The organism is Micromonospora sp. Llam0 (assembly GCF_003751085.1).
In the GTDB taxonomy this organism is placed as follows: domain Bacteria; phylum Actinomycetota; class Actinomycetes; order Mycobacteriales; family Micromonosporaceae; genus Micromonospora_E.
In genome coordinates, this window is sequence record NZ_RJJY01000002.1 from 1,203,084 (window position 1) to 1,227,155 (window position 24,072).

General features: G+C 73.4%; 21 protein-coding genes. 9 read left to right on the forward strand and 12 right to left on the reverse strand.

Annotation, left to right across the window (positions count from 1 at the left end):
- Window positions 1-9: 9 nt before the first annotated feature.
- Window positions 10-723 (reverse strand): tRNA (adenosine(37)-N6)-threonylcarbamoyltransferase complex dimerization subunit type 1 TsaB, encoded by a 714-nt coding sequence (gene tsaB / locus EDC02_RS32825; RefSeq protein WP_123606085.1) that lies wholly within the window; start codon window positions 721-723, stop codon window positions 10-12.
- A 381-nt stretch (window positions 724-1,104) separates the two neighbouring features.
- On the opposite strand from tsaB, the gene EDC02_RS32830 reads away from it, so the two are divergent.
- Window positions 1,105-1,827: a helix-turn-helix domain-containing protein gene (locus EDC02_RS32830; RefSeq protein WP_123606086.1), complete on the forward strand. Its 723-nt coding sequence runs from the start codon at window positions 1,105-1,107 to the stop codon at window positions 1,825-1,827.
- A gap of 4 nt (window positions 1,828-1,831) precedes the next feature.
- Here EDC02_RS32830 and ung read toward each other — a convergent pair whose 3' ends face one another.
- The 5 genes from ung to EDC02_RS32855 form a co-directional block, all read right to left on the reverse strand.
- Entirely contained in the window at window positions 1,832-2,536 is a 705-nt protein-coding gene (gene ung / locus EDC02_RS32835) for a uracil-DNA glycosylase (protein ID WP_123606087.1), read from the reverse strand.
- 91 nt (window positions 2,537-2,627) lie between these two features.
- The gene (gene tsaE / locus EDC02_RS32840) at window positions 2,628-3,134 is read right to left on the reverse strand and encodes a tRNA (adenosine(37)-N6)-threonylcarbamoyltransferase complex ATPase subunit type 1 TsaE (protein WP_123606088.1); all 507 of its coding nucleotides are present in this window, start codon (window positions 3,132-3,134) and stop codon (window positions 2,628-2,630) included.
- Window positions 3,131-4,219 carry an alpha/beta fold hydrolase gene (locus EDC02_RS32845; RefSeq protein ID WP_123606089.1) on the reverse strand — a complete coding sequence of 363 codons (1,089 nt, stop codon included), beginning with the start codon at window positions 4,217-4,219 and terminating at the stop codon, window positions 3,131-3,133. The genes tsaE and EDC02_RS32845 overlap by 4 nt, the downstream gene beginning before the upstream one ends.
- Window positions 4,216-5,334, reverse strand: coding sequence for an alanine racemase (alr, locus tag EDC02_RS32850; protein ID WP_123606090.1), 1,119 nt, complete (start codon window positions 5,332-5,334; stop codon window positions 4,216-4,218). The genes EDC02_RS32845 and alr overlap by 4 nt, the downstream gene beginning before the upstream one ends.
- Before the next feature lie 101 nt (window positions 5,335-5,435).
- Window positions 5,436-6,956: an NAD(P)H-hydrate dehydratase gene (locus EDC02_RS32855; RefSeq protein WP_123606091.1), complete on the reverse strand. Its 1,521-nt coding sequence runs from the start codon at window positions 6,954-6,956 to the stop codon at window positions 5,436-5,438.
- A gap of 187 nt (window positions 6,957-7,143) precedes the next feature.
- On the opposite strand from EDC02_RS32855, the gene EDC02_RS32860 reads away from it, so the two are divergent.
- Both EDC02_RS32860 and EDC02_RS32865 read left to right on the forward strand, forming a co-directional pair.
- Window positions 7,144-7,464 (forward strand): hypothetical protein, encoded by a 321-nt coding sequence (locus tag EDC02_RS32860; RefSeq protein WP_123607336.1) that lies wholly within the window; start codon window positions 7,144-7,146, stop codon window positions 7,462-7,464.
- Window positions 7,461-9,065: an alpha/beta hydrolase gene (locus EDC02_RS32865; RefSeq protein ID WP_233606570.1), complete on the forward strand. Its 1,605-nt coding sequence runs from the start codon at window positions 7,461-7,463 to the stop codon at window positions 9,063-9,065. Before EDC02_RS32860 ends, EDC02_RS32865 begins: the two co-directional genes overlap by 4 nt.
- On the opposite strand, the gene glmS is transcribed toward EDC02_RS32865, so the two are convergent.
- Complete coding sequence (gene glmS / locus EDC02_RS32870; protein WP_123606093.1) at window positions 9,052-10,998, reverse strand: glutamine--fructose-6-phosphate transaminase (isomerizing); 1,947 nt, start codon at window positions 10,996-10,998, stop codon at window positions 9,052-9,054. The two genes, EDC02_RS32865 and glmS, sit on opposite strands and share 14 nt — an antisense overlap.
- A 150-nt stretch (window positions 10,999-11,148) precedes the next feature.
- Here glmS and EDC02_RS32875 point away from each other — a divergent pair, with 150 nt between their 5' ends.
- On the forward strand, window positions 11,149-12,357 hold the full coding sequence (locus EDC02_RS32875) for a pyridoxal phosphate-dependent aminotransferase (protein ID WP_255500600.1): 1,209 nt from the start codon (window positions 11,149-11,151) through the stop codon (window positions 12,355-12,357).
- A gap of 20 nt (window positions 12,358-12,377) precedes the next feature.
- Here the strand turns inward: EDC02_RS32875 and glmM are convergent, their stop codons facing one another.
- The 3 genes from glmM to rplM all read right to left on the reverse strand — a co-directional run bounded on the left by glmM (window position 12,378) and on the right by rplM (window position 14,898).
- Window positions 12,378-13,742 (reverse strand): phosphoglucosamine mutase, encoded by a 1,365-nt coding sequence (glmM, locus tag EDC02_RS32880; RefSeq protein WP_123606094.1) that lies wholly within the window; start codon window positions 13,740-13,742, stop codon window positions 12,378-12,380.
- Between the two features lie 209 nt (window positions 13,743-13,951).
- Entirely contained in the window at window positions 13,952-14,434 is a 483-nt protein-coding gene (gene rpsI, locus EDC02_RS32885) for a 30S ribosomal protein S9 (protein WP_123607338.1), read from the reverse strand.
- A gap of 20 nt (window positions 14,435-14,454) precedes the next feature.
- Window positions 14,455-14,898 carry a 50S ribosomal protein L13 gene (gene rplM, locus EDC02_RS32890; RefSeq protein ID WP_123606095.1) on the reverse strand — a complete coding sequence of 148 codons (444 nt, stop codon included), beginning with the start codon at window positions 14,896-14,898 and terminating at the stop codon, window positions 14,455-14,457.
- A 421-nt stretch (window positions 14,899-15,319) separates the two neighbouring features.
- Here rplM and EDC02_RS32895 point away from each other — a divergent pair, with 421 nt between their 5' ends.
- Genes EDC02_RS32895 through EDC02_RS32915 form a run of 5 tightly spaced genes read left to right on the forward strand, consistent with a single transcriptional unit; the run spans window position 15,320 to window position 22,944 of the window.
- The gene (locus EDC02_RS32895) at window positions 15,320-17,467 is read left to right on the forward strand and encodes a molybdopterin oxidoreductase family protein (RefSeq protein WP_123606096.1); all 2,148 of its coding nucleotides are present in this window, start codon (window positions 15,320-15,322) and stop codon (window positions 17,465-17,467) included.
- On the forward strand, window positions 17,464-18,921 hold the full coding sequence (locus EDC02_RS32900) for an FAD-dependent oxidoreductase (RefSeq protein ID WP_123606097.1): 1,458 nt from the start codon (window positions 17,464-17,466) through the stop codon (window positions 18,919-18,921). Before EDC02_RS32895 ends, EDC02_RS32900 begins: the two co-directional genes overlap by 4 nt.
- Window positions 18,918-21,497 carry a nitrite reductase large subunit NirB gene (nirB, locus tag EDC02_RS32905; RefSeq protein WP_123606098.1) on the forward strand — a complete coding sequence of 860 codons (2,580 nt, stop codon included), beginning with the start codon at window positions 18,918-18,920 and terminating at the stop codon, window positions 21,495-21,497. The genes EDC02_RS32900 and nirB overlap by 4 nt, the downstream gene beginning before the upstream one ends.
- A complete protein-coding gene (gene nirD, locus EDC02_RS32910; protein ID WP_123606099.1) occupies window positions 21,494-21,856 on the forward strand; it encodes a nitrite reductase small subunit NirD in 363 nt (120 codons plus the stop codon). The genes nirB and nirD overlap by 4 nt, the downstream gene beginning before the upstream one ends.
- Window positions 21,856-22,944: a uroporphyrinogen-III synthase gene (locus EDC02_RS32915; RefSeq protein ID WP_123606100.1), complete on the forward strand. Its 1,089-nt coding sequence runs from the start codon at window positions 21,856-21,858 to the stop codon at window positions 22,942-22,944. The genes nirD and EDC02_RS32915 overlap by 1 nt, the downstream gene beginning before the upstream one ends.
- A 75-nt stretch (window positions 22,945-23,019) precedes the next feature.
- On the opposite strand, the gene EDC02_RS32920 is transcribed toward EDC02_RS32915, so the two are convergent.
- Window positions 23,020-23,643, reverse strand: a complete 624-nt coding sequence (locus EDC02_RS32920; protein ID WP_123606101.1) for an ATP/GTP-binding protein — start codon at window positions 23,641-23,643, stop codon at window positions 23,020-23,022.
- Entirely contained in the window at window positions 23,624-23,995 is a 372-nt protein-coding gene (locus tag EDC02_RS32925) for a DUF742 domain-containing protein (RefSeq protein ID WP_123606102.1), read from the reverse strand. Before EDC02_RS32925 ends, EDC02_RS32920 begins: the two co-directional genes overlap by 20 nt.
- Window positions 23,996-24,072 lie beyond the last annotated feature (77 nt).

Consider the following 24,072-nt stretch of genomic DNA (forward strand, 5'->3'; position numbering starts at 1 on the left):
CGGCCTGGGTCACCGGAGCACCGGTTTGCGTCCGGCCGCCGCGACGGCGTCGGGCCGGCGCAGGTAGCACGGGGTCAGCGGCTCGGTCGGCGCGGCGGTGCGGACCCGGTCGGCCGCCAGCCGCGCCAGCGGCAGCGCGTCCGGGTAGCGGGGCTCGGGTCGCACCGCTACGCCGAGCAGTTCGGCGTACCGCAGGGCGCCGTCGCCGACGGCCGTGGCCACGCCGAGACCCGGCAGGGCCTCGGCGACGGCGGCCGGTGCGCCGACCGCCGGGTCGGTGAGCCGCCGACCGCCGGCGGCGTACACCGCCCAGTAGATCTCCCGGCGCCGCGCGTCGGTCGCGGCCAGCACCGGGCCGGGGGCGGCGTCGCTGCCGGCGGCGCCGGTGCTGCCGGCGAGGACGGTGGCGGCGTGGCCGAGCGCGTCGAGGGAGTTGACGCCGTACGTCGGGATGTCCAGGGCGTGTGCCATGCTGGCGGCGGTGACCAGCCCGGCCCGCAGGCCGGTGAACGGCCCGGGTCCGAGCCCGGCCACCACTGCGGTCAGGTCCGCCGCCGCCGCGCCGGATTCGGCCAGGCAGGCGGCGATCTGCGGGGAGAGCAGCTCGCCGTGCGCCCGCGCGTCGACCGTACGTCGGCTGGCCAGCAGACGTACGTCGTCGGTGATCTCGGCCAGCGCGGCGGTCACCGCGGGAGTCGACGAATCCAGCACCAGTACCAGCACGGTATGCACCCTAACCGGACACCGCGTCCGGCTCCTGTCTGCCCTCGGCGCGCCCGTGGCCGGGTCACCCCACGCCCCGCGTCCCCCGCGTATCGCGCGTATCGCGCGTATCGCGCGTATCGCCCGCCACTCGTACTCTCCGGACCTGATGCCACACGTGCATCTTGATGCCACAGGTGCATCAAGCCTGGAGAGAGACCATGTCCTCCGGCCCGACCCAGGGCCGACCCGGGCCCGGCCTGAGCCCGGCCTGAGCCCGGCCTGAGCCCGGCCTGAGCCCGGCCGCCCGGGAGTCCGCCCAACCGCCCGCGCGCCGCCGGTCGGGAACCGGACATCCGTCGAGGATGGACATGATCGGTCTCGGACAGGAACCATCAGCGGATGGAATCGTCGACCCGGCTCGGCGGGGAGGTCGGCCGGCTACTGCGGCAGGAACGCGAACTCCGCCGGCTGACCCAGCGGGATCTGGCCATGGCCACCGGAATCGCGCAGACCACCGTGGCCCGGGTCGAGTCCGGTCACCGTGGCGCGGCGCTACCACTGGTCGAGCGGTTGTTCGCGGCGCTGGGCCGGCAGCTCGTGGTCGGAGTCGAGGATATCGGCGAGGACGTGGACCGGCAGATCGCGCAACTCGCCACCAGCGGGATCGATGACCGGCTCCTGGACACCGACGTCGAGCGGTTCCGCCGCCACATCGACGGAATCAGCTACGTCTTCGACGGCCCGACCGCCGCACTGCTGCAGGGCGCACCGGTGCCGGCACCCGGAGTGCACGTGGCCCTGCTCTGGTCCGAGGCGGACCACATCACCGAATGGCTGACCGGCCGGTACGCGAGCCGGTGGATGGACCGTTGGCAGGAGTACCGGCACATTCCGGTCGATCCGCGCGAACCGTATCCGCACCGGTGGCAGACGATAGCCGGGGAGATCCACGCCCGGATGTGCGACGAACTCCCCGAGTCGATCGACGTACGGCACGGCGACCGCCACTACCCGGTGGTGCCGCTGGCCGAGCTGGCGATCGCCGATCCGGGCGTCGCCCGGCTACTGGACCGGCACCGGGCGGGCCGCGGCGGTCAGCCGGCACCGGGCCGCGCCGGTTGACCGGTCAGCCGGCCACCGGCTGACCGGCACCGCCGGTCCGGCTCCAGTCGATGCCGGGCAGGCCGGCATCGGCCAGCGCCTTGTCGGTGGCGCTGAACGGCCGGCTGCCGAGAAAACCCCGCGGGTTCATCGGGCTGGGGTGGCCGGCCTCCAGCACGACGTGCCCCGGGTTGGTGATCAATCCGCGCTTCTTGCGCGCGTAGCCGCCCCACAGCAGGAAGACGACCCGCTGGTCGCGGGCGTCGAGCGCGGCGATCGTGGCGTCGGTGAACCCCTCCCAGCCCTTGCCGGCGTGTGAGCCGGGCCGGCCCTGCCGCACGGTGAGCACCGCGTTGAGCAGCAGCACCCCCTGGGCCGCCCAGCCGGTCAGGTCACCACTGCGCGGCATCGGCACCCCGACGTCGGTGCCCAGCTCCTTGAAGACGTTGCGCAGCGACGGCGGCACCGGCACCCCGTCACGGACGCTGAAGCTCAGCCCGTGGGCCTGCCCGGCCCGGTGGTACGGGTCCTGGCCGAGGATCAGCACCCGGCACTGCTCCGGCGGGCACAGCCGGTACGCGGTGAACAGATCCTCCACCGGCGGGTACACCGTCTGGTCGGCGTACTCGTCGGCGACGTACCGGCCGAGCGCGGCGGTGCCGGCCGGGTCCAGGTGCGGGGTGAGCGCGGTGGCCCAGGCAGGAGGCAACATGGCCAGCAGGTCGAGCATCTCGGGAGCCTTTCGTCACACCTCGGTGGTGGCCGCCGCCCGGTCACGGAGGGCTGCGCGCCGTCCGGCACTCTACGGGTCGGCTACGACATCACCGTCCAGCATGGTCGGCCGGCTGGTCCAGCGCAGCGAGCCGACCCGACCAGCCGGGGCCCCGCCCGGTCAACTCGGCGGTCCGGGAGTCGTCCTCGGCCCGGTGCATGCGGACCAGCAGGTGCGCCTCGGCGAGCTGCTCGACCATCCCCTCGCCCCACTCGACGACGGTGACCGCCCGGTCCATGTCGGCGTCCAGGTCGAGGTCGTCGATCTCGGCCCGTGGGTCGGGTGCGTCGCCGAGCCGGTACGCGTCGGCGTGCACCAGGGTGAGCGTGCCGCCCCGGGCCGCATCCGGCTGGTGTACCCGGGCGATGACGAAGGTCGGCGAGGTGACGTCGCCGCGTACCCCGAGGCCGTCGCCGATCCCCTGCACCAGCGCGGTCTTGCCGGCGCCGAGCGGACCGGTCAGCACCACCAGGTCGCCCTGGCGCAGCAGCCGGCCGAGGCGGCGGCCGAGGTCGTGGGTGTCGGCCAGTTCGGGTAGCGGGATCCGGACGGTCATCGGGCAATTTTCGCAAGGAACGCGAACAGCGCCGCGTTGACCCGGTCGGCGTGTTCCAGCATCACCACGTGCCCGCCGTCGGGGATCTTCACGTAGTCTGCGTCGGGCAGCCGACGCAGGATCTCCTCCGAGTGGGTCACCGGGGTGATCATGTCCTTGTCGCCGACGATGACCAGCGTCGGGCTGCTCTCCAGCACCGCGAGTGCCGGGTACCGGGAGTGGGTCAGCAGGGTGCGCACGTACCGGGTGACGGTCTCCGCCGAGGTCCGTGAGTTCATCCGTTCCACGTAGCTGACCAGCGCCGGGCTGGGCCGGGCGGTGCCGAAGCCGTACTGGCGGGTCAGCAGCCAGGCGAGGTCGGCGGTGGCCACCCGCAGCCGGTCGATGACTCCGCCGGTCAGCCGGGTGGCGTTGTTGACCAGCATCAGCAGCGGCGAGCCGGCGCGGCTGAGGATCGCCGGCAGACCGAGCCGGGCCTCGTCGGCCAGGCTGCCCGAGGTCGCCATCAGTACGGTGCCGACCACCCGGTCGCGGAACAGCTCCGGATGCCGTTGCGCCAGGGCCATGATGGTCATGCCACCCATCGAGTGTCCGACCAGGATCAACGGGCCGTCGCCGGCGGCCTGCTCGATGACCGCGCGTAGTGTCTCACCGAGCGCGTCGATCTCGTAGTCGCCGGACTCCAGCCGGCCGGAGCGGCCGTGGCCGGGCTGGTCGTAGCAGACCAACCGGTACTCTCCCCGCCGGGTCAGCTCCCGGCGCTGGAAGTGGAAGGTCCCCATGTCCAGGCAGTAGCCGTGCACGAAGACGATGGTCGGCCGCAGCGGTGCCGCGTCGTCCGGCTCGACGATCTCCACGTAGACGTCGGTGCCGTCGGCGGCGGTGACCACCCGGGTCTCGTCGTAGGGCAGCTCGCCGAAGGGTTCGTCGGCGTACCGGTCCGCCACCTCCCGCTTGAGCCGACGTACCAGGGCGCGTTCGGCGGCGACCGTCGCGGTCACCCCGGCAGCCGCGACGCCGATGGCCGCGCCGACGACGCCGGCGGTCCGGGCCACCTTCTGCGCACCGACCCGCTGCCCGCTCATGGCCGGCTGTCCTGGTAGGTCCGGGGCACCCGGGGACTACCGAACCGGGTGACGATCTCGTAGTTGATGGTGCCGACCGCGTCGGCCCAGTCGTCGGCGGTCGGGCCGCCGTCGCGTCCGTCACCGAACAATGTGGCCACCTCCCCAGCGTTGATCTCGTCGTCGCCGCAGTCGAGCACGATCTGGTCCATGCACACCCGGCCGGCGATCCGGCGCGTCCGGCCGCCGAGGCGCACCGGCCCGGTGTTGGACGCGTGCCGGGGCACCCCGTCGGCGTAGCCGAGCGGCACCACGGCCAGGGTGCTCTCCCGTCCGGTGTGGTAGGTGTGCCCGTAGGAGACGCCCTGCCCGGCGGGGACCCGCTTGACCAGCATCACCCGGGCGCGGACGGTCATCGCCGGCCGCAGGCCGAAATCCTCACCCGGCACCGGGGACAGCCCGTAGCAGGCGATACCGGGGCGGACCAGGTCGAAGTGGGTGTCCGGCCGGGTCAGCGTGGCCGCCGAGTTGGCCAGGTGCCGGTAGCGGGGGCGCAGCCCGTACCGGCCGGCCACGGCCAGCCCGTCGTGGTACGCCGCCAGCTGCCGGTCGATGGTGGCGTGCCCCGGCGCGTCGGCGAAGACGAAGTGGCTCCACACCCCGACCACCTCGACGGTGCCGTCGGACTGCGCTTTGGCGGCTGCCTCAACCAGCTCTGGCCAGTCGTCGCCGGTGGCCCCACCCCGGGACAACCCGGTGTCGATCTTGAGGTGCAGCCGGGCCGGCCGGCCGGCGAGTCGGGCTGCGGCGACGGCCTCGGACAGCAGGGCGCGGCTGCCCACGCCGAGGTCGACGTCGGCGGCGACCGCGTCGTGTAGCGGCAGTCCGGGACTGAGCAGCCAGGCCAGCACCGGCCCGGTCAGCCCGGCACCGCGCAGCTCCAGCGCCTCACCGAGGGTGCAGACGCCCAGCCAGTCCGCTCCGGCGTCGAGGGCGGCCCGGGCCGCCGGCACCATGCCGTGGCCGTACCCGTCGCCCTTCACCACCGCCATAAGCTCGGCGCTGGTGCCGGCCCGCAGCCGGGCCACGTTCTCCCGGATCGCGTCCAGGTCGACCCGCACCTCTGCCTGCCACATGAGGCCAGCCTACTGACCGGTCACCTGATCGGGCAGGTTCCCGGCCGGTCAGGTCGGCGCCCGACCGGGTCAGATCATCGTCACCTGTTGAAAGGTCGCCGTCACTCAACGGTCAGGTCGGCCACCACGGGGCGCAGCGCGGCAGCCACCTCGACTGCGGTGACCGGCCCGCTCCGGGCGGCGGCCCGGCCGGCCAGGCCGTGCACGTACGCGGCGGCCAGCGCCGCCCGCTGCGGGTCCAGCCCGGCGGCGAGCAGCGAGCCGAGCAGACCGGCCAGCACGTCGCCGGTGCCGCCGGTGGCCAGCGCCGGGGTGCCGGTGGCGTTCACGTACGCCCGTCCGTCCGGGCCGGCGACCACCGTACGGTCGCCTTTGAGCAGGACGGTCGCCCGCATCCAGGCGGCCAGCCGCAGCGCGGCCCCGACCCGGTCGTCGCCGGGTGGCTGGCCGGCGAGCCGGGCGAACTCCCGGTCGTGCGGGGTGATCACGGTGGGTGCCTGCCGGCCGCGCAGCTGCTCGGCCCAGCTGCCGTCGACCAGCATGGTCAACGCGTCGGCGTCCAGCACCACCGGCACCGGCGCGGCCAGCACCGACCGCAGCTCGGTGACGGCGTGTTCCCCGCCACCCAGCCCGGAGCCGCACACCCAGGCCTGCACCCGGCCGGCGTCGGCGACCCGACCGGTGGCGATCACCGAGGGATACCGGTCCAGCACCTGGGCGGCGGCGCTGCCGGCGTACCGGACCAGGCCGGTCGGCCCGGCGACCGCCCCGCCGACGGAGAGCACCGCCGCGCCCGGATAGGTCGCCGATCCGGTCGCCACGCCGACCACTCCCCGGGTGTACTTCTCGGCGGCCGGGGCCAGCGACGGCCACCAGGCCGACACGTCGTCGCGACCGGGCACCTCGAACGCGGGTGTGCCGCGCAACCACGGTCGCAGGCCGATGTCGACCAGCTCCACGTGGCCGGCGCGGGCGGCGGCCGGTCCGACCATCAGGGCCGGCTTCAGGCATCCGAAGGTGACGGTGACGTCGGCCCGTACGGTGTCCGTCCCGGCCCCGGCAGCTCCGGCCCCGGCGAGGCCCGCTCCGGTCGACGGCACCGCAGCGCCGTCGGGCACCCCGCCGGTGTCGACCGCCACGCCGCTGGGCACGTCCACCGCGACCAGCACCGGCCGACCGCCACGTGCCGAGGTGAGCTCACCGGCCCGGGCGAGCGCACCGACGGCCGGCTCCCGCAGCCCACCGGTGCCGCCGATGCCGACGATCCCGTCCAGGATCAGGTCCGCGTGCCGGCCGGCGCCGTCGACGGCCCGGCCGCCGGCGGCCCGTAGCGCGGCGAGCCCGCCACGGTGGGCCCGGTCCGGTCGCAGCAGCCAGGCGGTGACCCGGGCGCCCCGGCGGGCCAGCCGGGCCCCGGCGTACAGCGTGTCACCGCCGTTGTCGCCCGAGCCGACCAGCAGCAGCACCTCGGCGCCGTAGACCCCGCCGCGCTCGGTGAGCAGGGTGGCGCACCTGCGGGCCAGGCCGGCGGCGGCCCGGTGCATCAGTGTCCCCGGTGGAACGGTCGCCATCAGCGCCTGCTCGGCGCTGCGGACGTCGGACACCCGCCACACCTGGATCATCTCCTCGCACCTCCGCCGCGCCGGCTTCGTCGCTCACCGCCCACGGTCACCCTACCGGCGGTGGTGACCGGCGGGACGGTAACCGCTGCGCCGATTGTCCACAGGGTCCCCGCCACGCCGCCGGTTCCGGATAGCGTCTGCCCATCGACACATGCCGACGGAGGCGACATGGGTGAACGGAGGCGACATGGGTGAACTGCCCGGCAATGACGTGGGCCCGGCCGGCGGCGGGCCGCTGCGGGTGCGGCCGGCTGTGCTGCACGACGCCGCCGACCGGTTGACCGGGCTGGCCTACCGGCTGGGGCACGGGCTGGCCGGCCAGCCGGAGCTGAGCGTCGCCGCACCGGGCTGGGCGGCGGCCGACCTGCTGGTCGCGGTGGAGGCCGCGGTGCACCGCCAGGTGAGCCGGGCCGGCGCGGACGCGGCCGGCACCGGTCAGGCGCTGGCCAGGGCCGCCGACGAGTACGACGCCGCCGACTGGCGGGCGGTCCACCGGCTGGCCAGGTGATCACGTACCGGCAGCTGTGGCGGGCCGACCCGGCGGCCTGGCAGCGGGCCGCGTACGGCTGGCGGCGGCGGCAACCAGCGGTCGAGCGGCGGGCCGCCGAGGTGGCCGGGGCGGCCGGGGCGCTGCGCGCCGGCTGGTCCGGCCCGGCTGCGTCCGCCGCCGACACCCGGTTGGCCGGCCTGGGTGACCGGCTCGACGCCGTCGGCCCGGCGCTGTGCGTCGTCGACCAGATCCTCAGCCGGTACGCCGAGCAGCTGGCCCGGGCCAAGGCGGTGCTCGCCGACTGGGTCGCCACGGCGGGGGCGCTCGGTCTGTCGATCGACCGGGACGGCCGGGTCGGCGTGGATCCGGCGGTGACCCGTCCGGACGGGCCGACCCTGGCCGGTGCCCGCCGGGTGGCCGCCGGCGTCGCCGACGCGCTCGCCCTGGCCACCGAGGCGGACGTCGACGCGGCCCGCCAGCTCGACGCGGCCGCCACCGCCGCCAGCCAGGGCTGGCCGGCCCGCCCGCCGGCGACGCGGCCGCCGCCGTCGGCCTTGCCGGCGACGGTGCGGGCCTGGTGGGCCGGGCTGGACGACGCGCAGCGACGCTGGTTGATCCGGCACGAGCCGGCCCGGGTCGGCCGGTGGGACGGTCTACCGGCGGCCGTTCGGGACCAGGCGAACCGGCTGCTGCTGGGTCGGCAGCGGGCAGCCTTGCTGGCCGAGCGGGCGGCGCTGCTCGACAGCACGGACCCGACGGCGGTGCCGCGGTTGCGCCGGCTTGATCGGCTGATCGCCGGGTTGGCCACGGTCGACGACCGGCTCGCGTCCCCGGCCGGCCCGCGGGCCTACCTGCTGGCACTGGACGGCGGTGCCGGCCGGGCGGGTGATCCGTCGGCTCCCGCCTCGACCGGCCGGGTGATCCTCGCGCTGGGCGATCCCGACCAGGCCCGACGTGTGCTGACCCACGTGCCGGGGATGGGTAGCGGTCTCGACCGGGTCGGCGGCGAGTTGGTGCGCACCGAGCAGGTGCTGCGACGTTGCCAGCAGTTGGCTCCACAGGAGTCGACCGCCGCCGTGTTGTGGCTGGACTACCCGGCGCCGGCGTTCGTCGACGAGGCGGCCAGCACCGCACCGGCGCGGGCCGGGGCCGCCGATCTGCGCCGGTTCCAGGATGGTCTGGGCGTCAACCGCGACGGCGACCCGGGCGGGTTGACGGTGCTCGGGCACAGCTACGGCTCGCTGGTGGTGGGTACGGCGGCGCAGGCACCCGGCCTGGCCGCCGACAACCTGATCTTCGTCGGTTCGCCCGGGGTGGGGGTGGATCGGGTGGACGAGTTGGCGGTGCCGGCCGACCGGGTGTGGGCCACCACCGCCGACAACGATGTCATCCGCCGGGCGACCTGGCCGCAGCTGTGGCCGGGCGACCGGCTGTGGCACGGCGAGGACCCGAGCGGCGAGGACTTCGGCGCCCGGGTCTTCACCGGTGACGCGTCCGGGCATCTGGGCTACTGGGCCGGGGACAATCCGGCGTTGGACTCGATGGCCCGGATCGTGCTCGGCGCCGACCACCCGGCTGGCAGCCGCCCCGGCACCGGCGCGGCGGTCACTCCACGGTGACCGACTTGGCCAGGTTCCGGGGCTGGTCGACGTCGTGCCCCCGGGCGGCGGCGATCTCGCAGGCGAGCACCTGTAGCGGCACTGTGGTCAGCAGCGGGGCCAGCAGCGTCGGGGTGCGCGGCACGTAGATCAGATCGTCGGCGTACGGCGCCACGGCGGTGTCCCCCTCCTCGGCGATCACCACGGTCCGCGCGCCCCGGGCCCGTACCTCCTGGATGTTGGAGACGATCTTGTCGTGCAGCATGCCCCGGCCGGCCGGTGAGGGCACCACGCAGACCACCGGGGTGCCCTGGTCGATCAGGGCGATCGGGCCGTGCTTGAGCTCGCCGGCGGCGAAGCCCTCGGCGTGCATGTAGGCGAGCTCCTTGAGCTTGAGCGCGCCTTCGAGGGCGACCGGGTAGCCGACGTGCCGGCCGATGAACAGCACCTGGTTGGCGGTGGCGAGGTCCCGGGCGAGCTGGCGGACGGGCTCCATCGAGTCCAGCACCTGCCGCAGCTTGTCCGGCATCTCCTGCAGCTGGCTGACCACGGCGGCCACCTCGTCGGCGTACTTGATGCCGCGGACCTGGGCCAGGTGCAGGCCGATCAGGTAGCAGGCCACCAGCTGGGTGAGGAACGCCTTGGTGGAGGCGACCGCGATCTCCGGGCCGCTGTGGGTGTACAGCACCGCGTCCGACTCGCGCGGAATGGTGGAGCCGTTGGTGTTGCAGATGGCCAGCACCCGGGCCTTCTGCTCCTTGGCGTGCCGCAGCGCCATCAGGGTGTCCATCGTCTCGCCGGACTGGGAGATCGCCACCACCAGGGTGGACCGGTCCAGCACCGGGTCCCGGTAGCGGAACTCGCTGGCCAGCTCCACTTCGCACGGAATCCGGGTCCAGTGTTCGATGGCGTACTTGGCGACCATCCCGGAGTGGTACGCCGTACCGCAGGCGACGATGAAGATCTTGTCGGCGTCGCGCAGGTCCTGGTCGGTGAGGCGGACCTCGTCCAGCATGATCTCGCCGGTCTCGGTGAGCCGGCCGAGTAGCGTGTCGGCGACCGCCTGCGGTTGCTCGGCGATCTCCTTGAGCATGAAGTAGTCGTAGCCGCTCTTCTCGGCGGCGGAGGCGTCCCAGTCGATGTGGAAGTCGCGGCCGAGCGCCGGCGCGCCGGAGAAGTCGGTGATCTCGATGCTGTCCGGGGTGATCAGGACGACCTGGTCCTGGCCGAGCTCGACGGCGTCGCGGGTGTGCTCGATGAACGCGGAAACGTCGCTGGCCAGGTAGTGCTCGCCCGGTCCGCGGCCGACGACCAGCGGAGAGTTGCGCCGCGCCCCGACCACCGCGTCCGGGATGCTGGCGTCCACCGCGAGCAGGGTGAACGCGCCTTCGAGGCGTTGACACACCCGACGCATCGCGGCGGCCAGCAGCCTCGGCCCCTCCGGCTCGCCGGCGGTCCGCAGGTCGGCCAGCGCGGCGGCGAGCAGGTGGGCGGCGCATTCGGTGTCGGTGTCGCTGACGAACTCGACCCCGTCGGCTTCGAGCTCGGCGACCAGCTTGGCGAAGTTCTCGATGATCCCGTTGTGGATCACCGCGATCCGGCCGTCCCGGGACACGTGCGGGTGGGCGTTGCGGTCGGTCGGTCCGCCGTGGGTGGCCCACCGGGTGTGGCCGATGCCGGCGGTGCCGTCGCCGATGCCGATGCCGACCGGGGCCGGGCAGCCGGTGCCGTCGACCGTGGTGGTGTCACCGGCCGTGCCGGTGCCGAACCGCTCGTCGCCGAGCGCCTTCTCCAGGTTGGCGAGTTTGCCGGCCCGCTTCTCGGTGCGCAGCTCGTCGTCACAGACGATCGCCACGCCGGCCGAGTCGTAGCCCCGGTATTCGAGCCGCCGGAGCCCGTCCAGCACGATGCCCAGCGCCGGCCGCGTGCCGACGTACCCCACGATTCCACACATGGGTCGAAGCGTAACCCACGATCGCTCATCAGCGGTGCGCATAACCCCAGCAATCAATCAAGCACGCTGAGCAGTAACTGACCAAACCCGTCTTATAGTGCAAAGTACGGGCGCCGTCATCTGTTTCGATGGACCGCATAAAGTGGCAAGGTGGTCACCTCCCCCGGCGCCCCCGCCGACATCGACCCCCTGGTCCGCCGCATGCGCCCGTTCGGCACGACGATTTTCGCCGAGATGTCCGCTCTTGCCGTCCGCACCGGCGCGGTCAACCTCGGCCAGGGCTTCCCGGACACCGACGGGCCCACCGTGATGCTGACCGCCGCCACCGAGGCGCTGCGCAGCGGCCACAACCAGTACCCGCCCGGTCCCGGCATCCCGGCGCTGCGCACCGCCGTCGCCCGCAACCAGCAGCGCTTCTGGGGTCTCGACTACGACCCGGAGACCGAGGTCCTGATCACCGCCGGCGCGACCGAGGCGATCACCGCCGCCATCCTCGCGCTGTGCGAGCCGGGCGACGAAGTCGTCTGCTTCGAGCCCTACTACGACTCGTACGCGGCCGCGATCGCGCTCGCCGGGGCGGTCCGCCGGCCGGTCACCCTACGCCCCGACGGGGACGGCCGGTACGCCTTCGACCCCGCCGCACTGCGCGCCGCGGTCGGGCCGCGTACCCGCCTGGTGCTGCTCAACTCCCCGCACAACCCGACCGGCAAGGTCTTCACCGTCGCCGAGCTCACCACGATCGCCGCGATCTGCCAGGAGCACGACATCTGGGCGGTCACCGACGAGGTGTACGAGCACCTCGTCTTCACCGACGCCGACACCCCGCACGTCCCGCTCGCCACCCTGCCCGGGATGCGAGACCGGACGCTGCGCGTCTCGTCGGCCGGCAAGACCTTTTCCTGTACGGGCTGGAAGATCGGCTGGGCCAGTGGGCCGGCCGCGTTGGTCAACGCCACAGCCCGGGTCAAGCAGTTCCTCACCTACGTCAACGGCGGGCCGCTGCAGCCGGCCATCGCGGTGGCGCTGGACCTGCCGGACAGCTACTACACCGGGCTGCGGCAGAACATGCAGACGCAGCGCGACCAACTGGTGGCCGGGCTGTCCGAGGCCGGATTCCGGGTGCTGGTGCCGGAGGGCACCTACTTCGCCACCGCCGACATCAGCGCGCTGGGCGGCACCGACGGGATCGAATTCTGCCTGTCCCTACCGGAGCGCTGCGGCGTGGTCGCGGTACCGACCCAGGTGTTCTACGACGAGCCGGACGCCGGGCGACTGCTGGTCAGGTTCGCCTTCTGCAAACGTCCCGAGGTCCTCGCCGAAGCCGGCCGGCGGCTGGCCGGCCTGCGCCCGGCCGACTGACGGAGCAGGCCGGACGGGATTCAGGCCGGGCTGGCCGCGCGGACGGCGGCGGCGATCCGCTCGGCGACCGACCTGGCGGTCTCCACCGTCGCCGCCTCGACCATCACCCGGACCAGCGGCTCGGTGCCGGACGGGCGCAGCAGCACCCGCCCGGTGCCGCCCAGCTCGGCTTCGGCCCGCTCGGCGGCGGCCCGCACCGCCGGGTCGCCGGCGCCGGCGACCCGGTCGCCGACCGGCACGTTGATCAGCACCTGGGGCAGCTTGGTGACGGCGGCCGCCAGGTCGGCCAGCGAGGATCCGGTGGCCGCCATCCGGGACATCAGCTGCAGCCCGGTGAGCACCCCGTCGCCGGTGGTGGCGTAGCTGGGCATCACGATGTGCCCGCTCTGCTCGCCGCCCAGCGCCAGCCCGCTGGCCCGCAGCTCCTCCAGCACGTACCGGTCGCCGACCTTGGTCTCGACCAGCTTGATGCCCTCCCGGGACATGGCCAGCCGCAGTCCGAGGTTGCTCATCACGGTGGCCACCAGGGTGTCGGCGATCAACGTGCCGGCGTCGCGCATGGCCAGCGCCAGGATCGCCATGATCTCGTCGCCGTCCACCTCGGTGCCGTCGGCGGTCACCGCCAGGCACCGGTCGGCGTCACCGTCGTGGGCCAGCCCCAGGTCGGCGCCGTGTTCACCGACGGCGGCCCGGACCACGTCGAGGTGGGTCGACCCGCAACCGTCGTTGATGTTGAGCCCGTTCGGCTCGGCGTTGATCGCGATGACCTCCGCGCCGGCCTCCCGGTAGGCGACCGGACCGACCTCGGCCGCCGCGCCGTTCGCGCAGTCGACCACCACCCGCAGCCCGTCGAGCCGGTGGTCGACCGTGCCGACCAGGTGCCCGACGTAGTGCTCGGCCCCGTCCAGCAGGTCGCTCACCCGGCCGATGCCGGCCCCGGTGGGCCGCCGTCGTCCGGTGGACCCGTCGCCCTCGATCGCCGCGCCGATCGCGGCTTCGATCTTCATTTCGAGGTCGTCCGGCAGTTTGTGCCCGCCGGCGGCGAACAGCTTGATCCCGTTGTCCGGCATCGGGTTGTGCGACGCGGAGAGCATCACCCCGAAGTCGGCCTTGGTCTCCCCGACCAGGAACGCGACGCCGGGGGTCGGTAGCACGCCGACCCGTAGCACGTTCGCGCCGGCGCTGGTCAGCCCGGCCACCACGGCGGCCTCCAGCATCTCGCCGCTGGCCCGCGGGTCGCGGCCGACCACGGCCAACGGCTGACGGCTCGGATCCCGCTCGGCCAGGGTGTGCGCGGCGGCGACCGCGACCGCCAGCGCCAACTCCGGGGTGAGATCGGCGTTGGCCCGCCCACGTACGCCATCGGTGCCGAACAGCCGCGCCATACCTGTCATCCTCCGATGGTCCCGCTAACGGTGCCGCTCCGCCGCCCCGCCGGGGGTACGAATCCGCCCGCCGCGATGGCGAGCGGGCCGGCAACCGATGAAGATACTGCCGATGAACGGAAGAATCCGCATCAACTAGACAAAAAAGCACGGACGGCTGAGAAACCCCACGAAGGAGGTGTCCCAGCCGCCCGTTCAGCCGTGTCGGACTAGCGCTTCGAGTACTGCGGAGCCTTGCGGGCCTTCTTCAGGCCGTACTTCTTGCTTTCCTTGACCCGGTCGTCGCGGGTGAGGAAACCCGCCTTCTTCAGCGCCGGACGGTCGTCGCCGTCGTTGGCGCACAGCGCCCGGGCGATGCCCAGCCGCAGCGCACCCGCCTGGCCGGTGATGCCGCCGCCGCGCAGGTTGGCGATCACGTCGAACGCCTCGGCCTTCTCGGCCGTCCCCAGCGGCTCCCGGATCAACTGCTGGTGCACCTTGCTCGGGAAGTACTCCTCGAGCTCGCGACCGTTGCAGGTGATCTTGCCGGAACCGGGGACGATCCGCACCCGGACGATGGCTTCCTTGCGCCGCCCGACGGTCTGGATCGGGCGCTCGCCGCGCGGCGCGCGCACCACTGGCGCGGGCGTCACGGCGGTGGCCGGCTCGGTCTCGGCAACGGCGACCGAGCTGGCCTCGGTGGTGTCGGTCATGCTGGTTCCTTCGCCCGCGCTCACTGCGCGATCTGCTTGATCTCGAACGGCACCGGCTGCTGCGCGCCGTGCGGGTGCTCGGCGCCGGCGTAGACCTTGAGCTTGCGGATCAGCTTGGCACCGAGCTTGTTGTGCGGCAACATGCCCTTGACGGCCAGCTCGATCGCCCGCTCGGGGCGCTTGGCCAGCAGCTCGTCGTAGCCGACCTGCTTCAGCCCGCCGGGGTAACCGGAGTGCCGGTAGGCCACCTTGGTGTGCCGCTTGTTGCCGGTCAACGCCACCTTGCCGGCGTTGACGACGATGACGAAGTCACCGGTGTCGACATGCGGCGCGAAAGTCGGCTTGTGCTTGCCGCGCAGCAGCGTGGCGGCGTGGGTGGCCAGGCGGCCCAGCACGACGTCAGAGGCGTCGATCACATGCCACTGACGCTCGATCTCACCCGGCTTCGGGCTGTACGTACGCACAGGTCTACCTTGTCTCGTCGTCGGTCTGGGGTCGCGCGTCGGTCGTCAGGTAACGCGCGGGCCGTCGGGGCGACCCGGAACCGGGCGACCTGGCAGAGAACGCGCGCGCGAACGACAAGCATACCCCGGCTGACCTGGCACCATCGGACGGGGCCTCCCGCAGACGGTGAGCTGCATCCACGGACGGTGACCTGGGACGGTGACGGGTCTGGCGAGGGACGCCCCTCGGTTGTCGCACAACAGCAGGCGACGATACCCGCTGCCCGGCACGCCGGTCAAAACGGCTGGTCGGCACCGGTACGCCGGAGGTCCCACCAGATGGGCCAGCTAACCCTCTGACAACAGCCCGTGTGAGCTGCTCTTAGCAGGCTGGAAACAATCGGGACGTCGAGGCGAAATCGCCCCCCGGCACGCTTCGCACATGCCAGGCAGTGTGCAGGTGACCATCGGGCCGACCGGCGAATCCGTCGACCGGACCGTGGCCACCCACTGCCCGTACTGCGCCCTGCAGTGCGGGATGCGGCTGCGCGCCACGGCCGACGGCGGCGTGCAGGTGCTCCCCCGGCAGTTTCCCACCAACCAGGGCGGACTCTGCCAGAAGGGCTGGACCGCCGCCGAGCTGCTCGACCACCCGCAGCGGCTGACCACCCCGCTGGTCCGCGACCGACCAGGGGCCGAGCTGCGGCCGGTCAGCTGGCCGGAGGCGCTGGACCGGATCGTCGACGGCGTCACCGGCATCCAGCGCGCGCACGGCCGCGACGCGGTCGCGATGTTCGGCGGCGGCGGGCTCACCAACGAGAAGGCGTACGCGCTGGGCAAGTTCGCCCGGGTCGCGCTGCGCACCCGCAACATCGACTACAACGGCCGGTTCTGCATGTCCTCGGCGGCCGCCGCCGGGATCCGGGCCTTCGGCGTCGACCGCGGCCTGCCGTTCCCGATGGCCGACGTCGGCACCGCCGACACGCTGCTGCTGGTCGGCGCGAACGTGGCCGAGACGATGCCGCCGTTCGCCCGCTACCTGACCGAGCTGAAACAGCGTGGCGGTACGTTGATCGTGATCGACCCCCGCCGCACCGCCACCGCCCGGCTGGCCGACCTGCACCTGCAACCCACCCCCGGCACCGACCTCGCGGTGGCCAACGCGCTGCTGCACGTCGCGCTACGGGAGGGCTGGGTGGACCAGACCTACGTCGCCGAGCGGACCACCGGCTTCGACACCGTCCGGGCCACCGTCGCCGGCTACTGGCCGGCCCGGGTGGAACGGCTCACCGGCGTACCGATCGGCGATCTGGAGGCGGCGGCGCGGGCGCTGGCCGGCGGCGACCGACGCACGACCGACGCCCCGCCCGCGAAGGTCGTCATCCTCACCGCGCGCGGGGCCGAGCAGCACGCCAAGGGCGTCGACACGGTCAGCGCGTACGTCAACCTGGCGCTCGCCCTCGGGCTGCCCGGCCGGCCCGGATCCGGATACGGCTGCCTGACCGGCCAGGGCAACGGCCAGGGCGGCCGGGAGCACGGCCAGAAGGCCGACCAGCTGCCCGGCTACCGGCGCATCGACGACCCGGCGGCGCGGGCGCACGTGGCCGGGGTGTGGGGCATCGACCCGGCCGACCTGCCCGGGCCGGGGGTGTCCGCGTACGAACTGCTGGACGCGCTCGGCACCCCGACCGGGCCGAAGGCGTTGCTGGTCTTCGGCTCCAACCCGGTGGTCTCCGCCCCCCGCGCCGGCCGGGTCCAGCGGCGACTGGCCGATCTGGACCTACTGGTCGTCGCCGACTTCGTGTTGTCCGAGACGGCAGCGATGGCCGACGTGGTGCTGCCCACCGCCCAGTGGGCCGAAGAGGACGGAACGATGACCAACCTGGAGGGACGGGTGCTGCGCCGGCACGCGCTACGGCCGCCCCCGCCCGGTGTCCGCACCGACCTGGCCGTCCTCGCCGACCTGGCGCAGCGGCTCGGCTGCCCGGCCGGACAGTTCCCGGCCGACCCCGCCGAGGTCTTCACCGAGCTGCGCCGGGCCTCAGCCGGTGGCGTCGCCGACTACGCCGGGGTGACCTGGGAGCGGATCGACGCCGCCGACGGCGTCTTCTGGCCCTGCCCGGACCCGGACCGGCCGGACACCCCACGGATGTTCACCGAACGGTTCGCCACCCCGGACGGGCGGGCCCGGTTCGTGCCGGTGGAGCACCGGGCCGCCGCCGAGGAGGTGTGCGCCGACTATCCGCTCTACCTGACCACCGGCCGGGTGCTGGCCCAGTACCAGTCCGGTGCGCAGACCCGCCGGATCGCGCCGCTGCGCGGCGCCGCCCCGGAACCCTTCGTGGAGCTGCACCCGGACCTGGCCGCCCGGCTCGGCGTCGCCGACGGCGACCCGGTCACGGTGACCAGCCGGCGCGGCGAGATGCGCGCCCCGGCCCGACTGACCGAGTCGATCCGCCCGGACACCGTGTTCGCCCCGTTCCACTGGGGCGGCGCGGGGCGGATCAACTCGGTCACCAACGACGCGTTGGACCCGACATCCCGGATGCCCGAGTTCAAGATCTGTGCGGTCAGGGTGGAGCGAGCGTGAACCGTATCGTCATCGTCGGCCACGGCATGGCCGGTGCCCGGCTCGCCGCCGAACTGCACGCCCGGCGCGGCGACTACAAGATCACTGTGTACGGGGCGGAGCGGCACCGGGCGTACAACCGGATCATGCTGTCGAACCTGCTCGCCGGCCGGGCCGACGAGCTGGACGTGACGCTCACCGAGGCCGCCGGGCACGGCATCGACGTACGGGCCGGGCTGGCGGTGACCGCGATCGAGCCGGCCACCCGGACGGTGCGCACCGCCGACGGCACCGCCACCGAGTACGACCACCTGGTGCTCGCCACCGGCAGCCGGGCCGTGGTCCCCGACCTGCCCGGCCTGACCGGCACCGACGACCCGGCCGGGCTGCCGGGCCGGGTCGCGGTGTTCCGGACCCTCGACGACTGCCGGCGGATCCTCTCCACCGCCGCCGACGCCCGCACCGCCCTGGTCCTCGGCGGCGGCCTGCTCGGGCTGGAAGCCGCCCGTGGACTCGCCGCCCGTGGCCTGGACGTGCGGGTGGTGCACAAGGTCGGCCAGCTGATGGAGCGCCAACTCGACGCGACCGCCAGCGCGGTGCTCGCCCGTACCCTCTCCGGCCTCGGCGTCGGCACCGAGCTGGCCGCCGCCGCCGAGTCCTTCACCGCCACCGCCGACGGGGTACGGCTGCGACTCGGCGACGGCCGGGAGCTGGGTGCCGACCTGCTGGTGCTGGCCTGCGGGGTCCGGCCGGACACCGACCTGGCCCGGCGGGCCGGACTGCGGGTCGGACGCGGCGTCGTGGTCGACGACCGGATGGCCACCAGCGACCCACGGATCTGGGCGATCGGTGACTGCGCCGAACACGACGGAGTGGTCACCGGGCTGGTCGCCCCGGCCTGGGAACAGGCCCGGGTGCTGGCCCGGGTGCTGGCCGGCGACGACCCGGGTGCCCGCTACCGGCCACTGCCGACGGTGACCCGGCTCAAGGCCGCCGGCATCGACCTCGCGGCGATGGGTGACACCCGCCCGGGCGCCGACGGGCAGACCGAGGAGCTCAGCTTCGCCGACCCGGCCCGTGGCACGTACGCCCGGCTGCTGATCCGCGACGACCGGCTGACCGGGGCGATCATGCTCGGCGACAACCCGGCCGTCGGCACCGTCATCCAGTTGTTCGACCGGGGCGGTCCGGTGCCGACCGACCGGCGGGCGCTGCTGCTCGGCCGGGCGGTCGGCGGCACCGTCGCGGCACCGGCCACCAGTCCGGCGCTGATGCCGGACTCGGCGACCGTCTGCCAGTGCAACACGGTCAGCAAGGGCGCGCTGGTGCGCTGCTGGCGCGCCGGTGCCCGGTCGGTCGCCGAGGTGGTCGCCGCCACCCGGGCCACCACCGGCTGCGGCAGCTGCACCGACGCGGTCACCGGCATCGTCGACTGGCTCTCATCTGTGGATTCCGACGTGGAGGTACCGACATGAACCGGTTGATCGTCATCGGCAACGGCATGGTCGGGCAGCGCCTGGTCGAAGCGGTCCGCTCCCGCGACGCCGGGGGCGGATGGCAGGTCACGGTGCTCGCCGAGGAGTCGCGGCCGGCGTACGACCGGGTCCGGTTGTCGGCCTTCTTCGACGGTGTCGGGCCGGACGAGTTGAGCGTGCACACCCCGGACGACGGGGTGGACCTGCGGCTGGCCGAGCCGGCCCGGCGCATCGACCGGGACCGCCGGGTGGTCGTCACCGACCACGGCGAGTACGGCTACGACGCGCTGGTGCTGGCCACCGGCTCGTACCCGTTCGTCCCGCCGATCGACGGCGCGCACCGACCCGCCGACGGTGCCAGCGGCGGCGGCCTGCGCGACGGGGTGTTCGTCTACCGGACGTTGGACGACCTGGTCGCCATCCGCGCCTTCGCCACCGATCCGGCCGCCGGCCGACGGGTCGGTACGGTGATCGGCGGCGGCCTGCTCGGCCTGGAGGCCGCCAACGCGCTGCGGCTGCTCGGCCTGCGTACCCACGTGGTGGAGTTCGCGCCCCGGTTGATGCCGGTCCAGGTCGACGAGGCTGGCGGGGCGATGCTGCGCCGCTACGTCGAGGACCTCGGCGTCGACGTACACCTGGGGACCGCGACGTCGGCGATCCGCACCGGGCCGGACGGCACCCCGCACGGAGTCGCCCTCACCGACGGCACCCAACTGGAGACCGACCTGGTGGTGGTCGCCGCCGGCATCCGGCCCCGCGACGACCTGGCCCGCGCCGCCGGGCTGGCCGTCGGCGAACGCGGCGGGGTGACCGTCGACGCCACCTGCCGGACCAGTGACCCGCACATCTGGGCGGTCGGGGAATGCGCCGCGGTCAGCGTCGACGGCGAGCCGGGCCGCTGCTACGGGCTGGTCGCCCCCGGCTACGCGATGGCCGAGGTGGTCGCCGACCGGCTGCTCGGCGGCACCGCCGCCTTCCCCGGCGCGGACACCTCCACGAAGCTCAAACTGCTCGGGGTGGACGTGGCGTCGTTCGGTGACGCGCACGGCACCACCACCGACTGTCTGGACGTGACGTTCACCGACCCGGCCACCCGGGTCTACGCCAAGCTGGTGCTCTCCGACGACGCGCGCACCCTGCTCGGCGGGGTGCTGGTCGGCGACGCGACGGCGTACCCGACGCTGCGGGCCAGCGTCGGCGGGCCGCTGCCCGGCCCGCCGCTGGCGCTGCTCGCCCCGGCCGGTTCCGACGGGGCCGTCGGCGGGGCCGGCATCGACGCGCTGCCCGGCAGCGCCCAGGTCTGCTCCTGCAACGCGGTCACCAAGGACCAGATCCTCGGTGCGATCGGCGAAGGCTGCACCGACGTCGCCGGGATCAAGGCGTGCACCCGGGCCGGCACCAGCTGCGGGTCCTGCGTACCGATGCTCAAGCAGTTGCTGTCCGTCGCCGGGGTGACCCAGTCCACCGCGCTGTGCGAACACTTCGACCACAGCCGCCAGGAGCTGTTCGACATCGTCCGGGTACGCGGTATCCGGACCTTCTCCCAGCTGGTCGCCGAGCACGGTCGGGGCCGGGGCTGCGACATCTGCAAGCCGGTGGTCGCCTCGATCCTCGCCTCGCTCGGCAACGGCTACGTGCTCGACGGCGAGCAGGCCACCCTGCAGGACACCAACGACCACTTCCTGGCCAACATCCAGCGCGACGGCACCTACTCGGTGGTGCCGCGGATCCCCGGCGGGGAGATCACCCCGGAGAAGCTGATCGTGATCGGCGAGGTGGCCCGGGACTTCAACCTCTACACGAAGATCACCGGCGGGCAGCGGATCGACCTGTTCGGCGCCCGGGTCGAGCAGCTGCCGAAGATCTGGCGGCGGCTGGTCGACGCCGGCTTCGAGTCCGGTCACGCCTACGGCAAGGCGCTGCGGACGGTGAAGTCCTGCGTCGGATCCACCTGGTGCCGCTACGGCGTACAGGACTCGGTCGGCCTGGCGGTCGCCCTGGAGCTGCGCTACCGGGGGTTGCGCGCCCCGCACAAGATCAAGTCTGCGGTCTCCGGCTGCGCCCGGGAGTGCGCCGAGGCGCGCAGCAAGGACTTCGGCATCATCGCCACCGACGTCGGCTGGAACCTCTACGTCGGCGGCAACGGCGGCTTCCGTCCCCGGCACGCCGAGCTGTTCGCCAGCGATCTGTCCACCGAGGAGCTCGTCCGTACCATCGACCGGTTCCTGATGTTCTACATCCGCACCGCCGACCGACTGCAACGCACCGCGGCCTGGATCGAGGCGATGGACGGCGGCCTGGACCACCTGCGATCGGTGATCGTCGACGACTCGCTCGGGCTGGCGGCCGAGCTGGACGAGGCGATGGCCCGCCACGTCGAATCCTACTCGGACGAGTGGCGGGACACGATCGACGACCCGGAGCGGCTGCGCCGCTTCGCCTCCTTCGTCAACGCACCCGACACCCCGGATCCGTCGATCACCTTCGAGGTCGAGCGGGGCCAGCCGGTGCCGGCCCTGGGCGAGCGCCGGCCCGTCGCGCTCGGTCTCCCGACAACCCTGGAGGTACGCCGATGAGTGTGCAGACAGTCAACGTCACCGCCCGGTGGACACCGGTGTGCCCGTACTCCCGGGTGGAGCCGGAGCGGGGCGTGGCCGCACTGGTCGACGGCGAGCAGGTGGCGGTCTTCCGGACCTACGACGGGACGTTGTACGCGATCGGCAACCAGGACCCGGTGGCCGGCGCCCACGTCATGTCCCGGGGCATCGTCGGTACCCGAGGGGACGTCCCGACCGTGGCGTCACCACTGCACAAGCAGGTCTACGACCTGCGTACCGGCGAATGTCTGGATCTGCCGGGCGTCGCCGTGCCGACCTACCGGGTGCGCTGTCGGGACGGGCTGATCGAGGTGCTCGGTCGGCGGCAGGACCAGTGATGTCCGACGAGCTGTCCGGATTCACCATCGGGGTCACCGCCGACCGGCGGCGCGACGAGCTGGCCGCACTGCTGGAGCGGCGGGGTGCCCGGGTGGTGCTCGCCCCGGCGCTGCGGATCGTGCCGCTGGCCGACGACACCGAACTGCGCGCGTCGACCCGGGCCTGCCTGGACAATCCGCCGGACGTGCTGATCGCCAACACCGGCATCGGCATGCGGGGTTGGCTGGAGGCCGCGGAGGGGTGGGGCCTGGCCGAGCCGCTGCGGGCGGTGCTCGGCGGTGCCTACATCGTGGCCCGCGGTCCCAAGGCCCGGGGTGCGATCCGCGCCGCCGGCCTGCACGACCAGTGGTCACCCGCGTCGGAGAGCTGTGACGAGGTCACCGACCATCTACGGGCCCGCGGCGTGGCCGGCCAGGTGATCGCGATGCAGTTGCACGGGGAACGGCAACCGGAGTGTTCGGCGGCGCTCGAGGCGGCCGGTGCCACCGTGATCGAGGTGCCGGTGTACCGGTGGGCGCCACCGACCGACCCGGCTCCGCTGCACCGGCTGGTCGACCTGGTCGCCGGCCGGCTCGTCGACGCGGTCACCTTCACCTCCGCGCCGGCGGTCGGAGCGCTGCTGCGCGCCGCCGGACCCAACGCCGACGCGGTGCTCGAGGCGATGCGGACCGACGTACTGGCCGCCTGCGTCGGGCCGGTCACCGCGGCACCGCTGCGCCGGCACGGGGTGCCGGTGACCGCACCGGCCCGGGCCCGGCTCGGGGCGCTGGTCCGGACCATCGTCGACGAGTTGCCCCGCCGGGCGGTAAACCTGAAGGTCGGCGGACACCTGCTCACCCTGCGCGGACACGCCGCAGTCGTCGACGGTGAGCTGCGCCCGTTGGCGCCGGCACCGATGGCGGTGCTGCGCGCGCTGGCGCAGACCCCGGGGCGGGTGCTGTCCCGGGCCGCGCTGCTGCGCACCCTGCCCCGGGGTGCCGACGAGCACGCCGTCGAGATGGCGGTGGCCCGGCTCCGGGCCGGGCTGGGCACGCCCGGGGTGATCCAGACCGTGGTCAAACGCGGCTACCGGCTGCCGATCGACTGAGCCAGGCCACGCCGGCCGGCGGCGCGCTGCGCCGCCGGCCGTTTCCCATGCGGTCAGCCGACCGGGGTCGTGCCGTCAGCCGACCGGGGTCGGATACCCCCGGCCGTGCTCGGCGCGCAGCGTCGCCATGGCATGCTCGACGACATTGACCAGCACACTCTTCGTCGAGTCCCGGCTGCGGGCGTCGCACATCACCAGCGGCACGTGCGGCGCGATGGCCAGCGCCTCCCGCACCTCCTCCGGCTCGTACTGTGGCGCGCCGTCGAAGCAGTTCAACGCCACGAGGTACGGCAGCTGCCGGTTCTCGAAGTAGTCCAGCGGGGCGAAGGCGTCGGTGATCCGGCGGGTGTCCACCAGCACTGCGGCACCGACCGCACCGCGGATGATCTCGTCCCACATGAACCAGAACCGGGTCTGTCCGGGTGTGCCGAACAGATAGAGAATCAGGTCGTCGGCCATGGTGATCCGGCCGAAGTCCATCGCCACCGTGGTGGTCTCCTTGCCGGGGACCTTTGACGGATCGTCGATGCCGACACCGGCCGAGGTCATCAGCGCCTCGGTGGTCAGCGGCGTGATCTCGGAGACCGCGCCGACCATGGTGGTCTTGCCCACCCCGAATCCACCGGCGATGACGATCTTCGCCGAGGTGATTCCCTTGTCCCGGCGGACGCCGGGACGGTCATAGCCTGCGAAGTCCACTTAGCACCCTCTCAAGAAGTTCCATCCGCTCCTCGTAGCCCTCTGTCTCGGTCGGAGCGGTGCTGTGCAACGCCAGCAGGCCGTCGGCGACCATGTCGGCGACGAGGACCCGTGCGACGCCCAGCGGGAGCCGGGTGTACGCGGCGATCTCCGCCAGTGACTGGGCACGGTTGTCGCAGATCGTGGCGATTCGATGCTTGTCGTGCCCGGCGAAACGAGACTCGGTGACCGCTGCCGCCGAGGCCACCAGCACCGCTTCCAGTGCGATGTGCTGCCGTGGCTCGGTACGCCCGCGGGTGACCGCGTAGGGGCGGACCAGCGCTCCGCGCGGGTCCTGTCGTGGTTGGCCCATTGAGCGGTCACCTCCTCGTGGGTCTGCTGGCACGTCATCGGTGACGGTCCCTTGTGTCGCTGCGGAACTTCAGCCTC

Coding starts and splice junctions, on each gene's coding strand:
- EDC02_RS32830 (WP_123606086.1), top strand. CDS start 1,105: ATGGAATCGTCGACCCGGCTCGGCGGGGAGGTCGGCCGGCTACTGCGG.
- ung (WP_123606087.1), bottom strand. CDS start 2,536: ATGCTCGACCTGCTGGCCATGTTGCCTCCTGCCTGGGCCACCGCGCTC.
- tsaE (WP_123606088.1), bottom strand. CDS start 3,134: ATGACCGTCCGGATCCCGCTACCCGAACTGGCCGACACCCACGACCTC.
- EDC02_RS32845 (WP_123606089.1), bottom strand. CDS start 4,219: ATGAGCGGGCAGCGGGTCGGTGCGCAGAAGGTGGCCCGGACCGCCGGC.
- alr (WP_123606090.1), bottom strand. CDS start 5,334: ATGTGGCAGGCAGAGGTGCGGGTCGACCTGGACGCGATCCGGGAGAAC.
- EDC02_RS32855 (WP_123606091.1), bottom strand. CDS start 6,956: ATGATCCAGGTGTGGCGGGTGTCCGACGTCCGCAGCGCCGAGCAGGCG.
- EDC02_RS32860 (WP_123607336.1), top strand. CDS start 7,144: ATGGGTGAACTGCCCGGCAATGACGTGGGCCCGGCCGGCGGCGGGCCG.
- glmS (WP_123606093.1), bottom strand. CDS start 10,998: ATGTGTGGAATCGTGGGGTACGTCGGCACGCGGCCGGCGCTGGGCATC.
- glmM (WP_123606094.1), bottom strand. CDS start 13,742: ATGGCGCGGCTGTTCGGCACCGATGGCGTACGTGGGCGGGCCAACGCC.
- rpsI (WP_123607338.1), bottom strand. CDS start 14,434: ATGACCGACACCACCGAGGCCAGCTCGGTCGCCGTTGCCGAGACCGAG.
- EDC02_RS32895 (WP_123606096.1), top strand. CDS start 15,320: ATGCCAGGCAGTGTGCAGGTGACCATCGGGCCGACCGGCGAATCCGTC.
- nirB (WP_123606098.1), top strand. CDS start 18,918: ATGAACCGGTTGATCGTCATCGGCAACGGCATGGTCGGGCAGCGCCTG.
- nirD (WP_123606099.1), top strand. CDS start 21,494: ATGAGTGTGCAGACAGTCAACGTCACCGCCCGGTGGACACCGGTGTGC.
- EDC02_RS32915 (WP_123606100.1), top strand. CDS start 21,856: ATGTCCGACGAGCTGTCCGGATTCACCATCGGGGTCACCGCCGACCGG.
- EDC02_RS32925 (WP_123606102.1), bottom strand. CDS start 23,995: ATGGGCCAACCACGACAGGACCCGCGCGGAGCGCTGGTCCGCCCCTAC.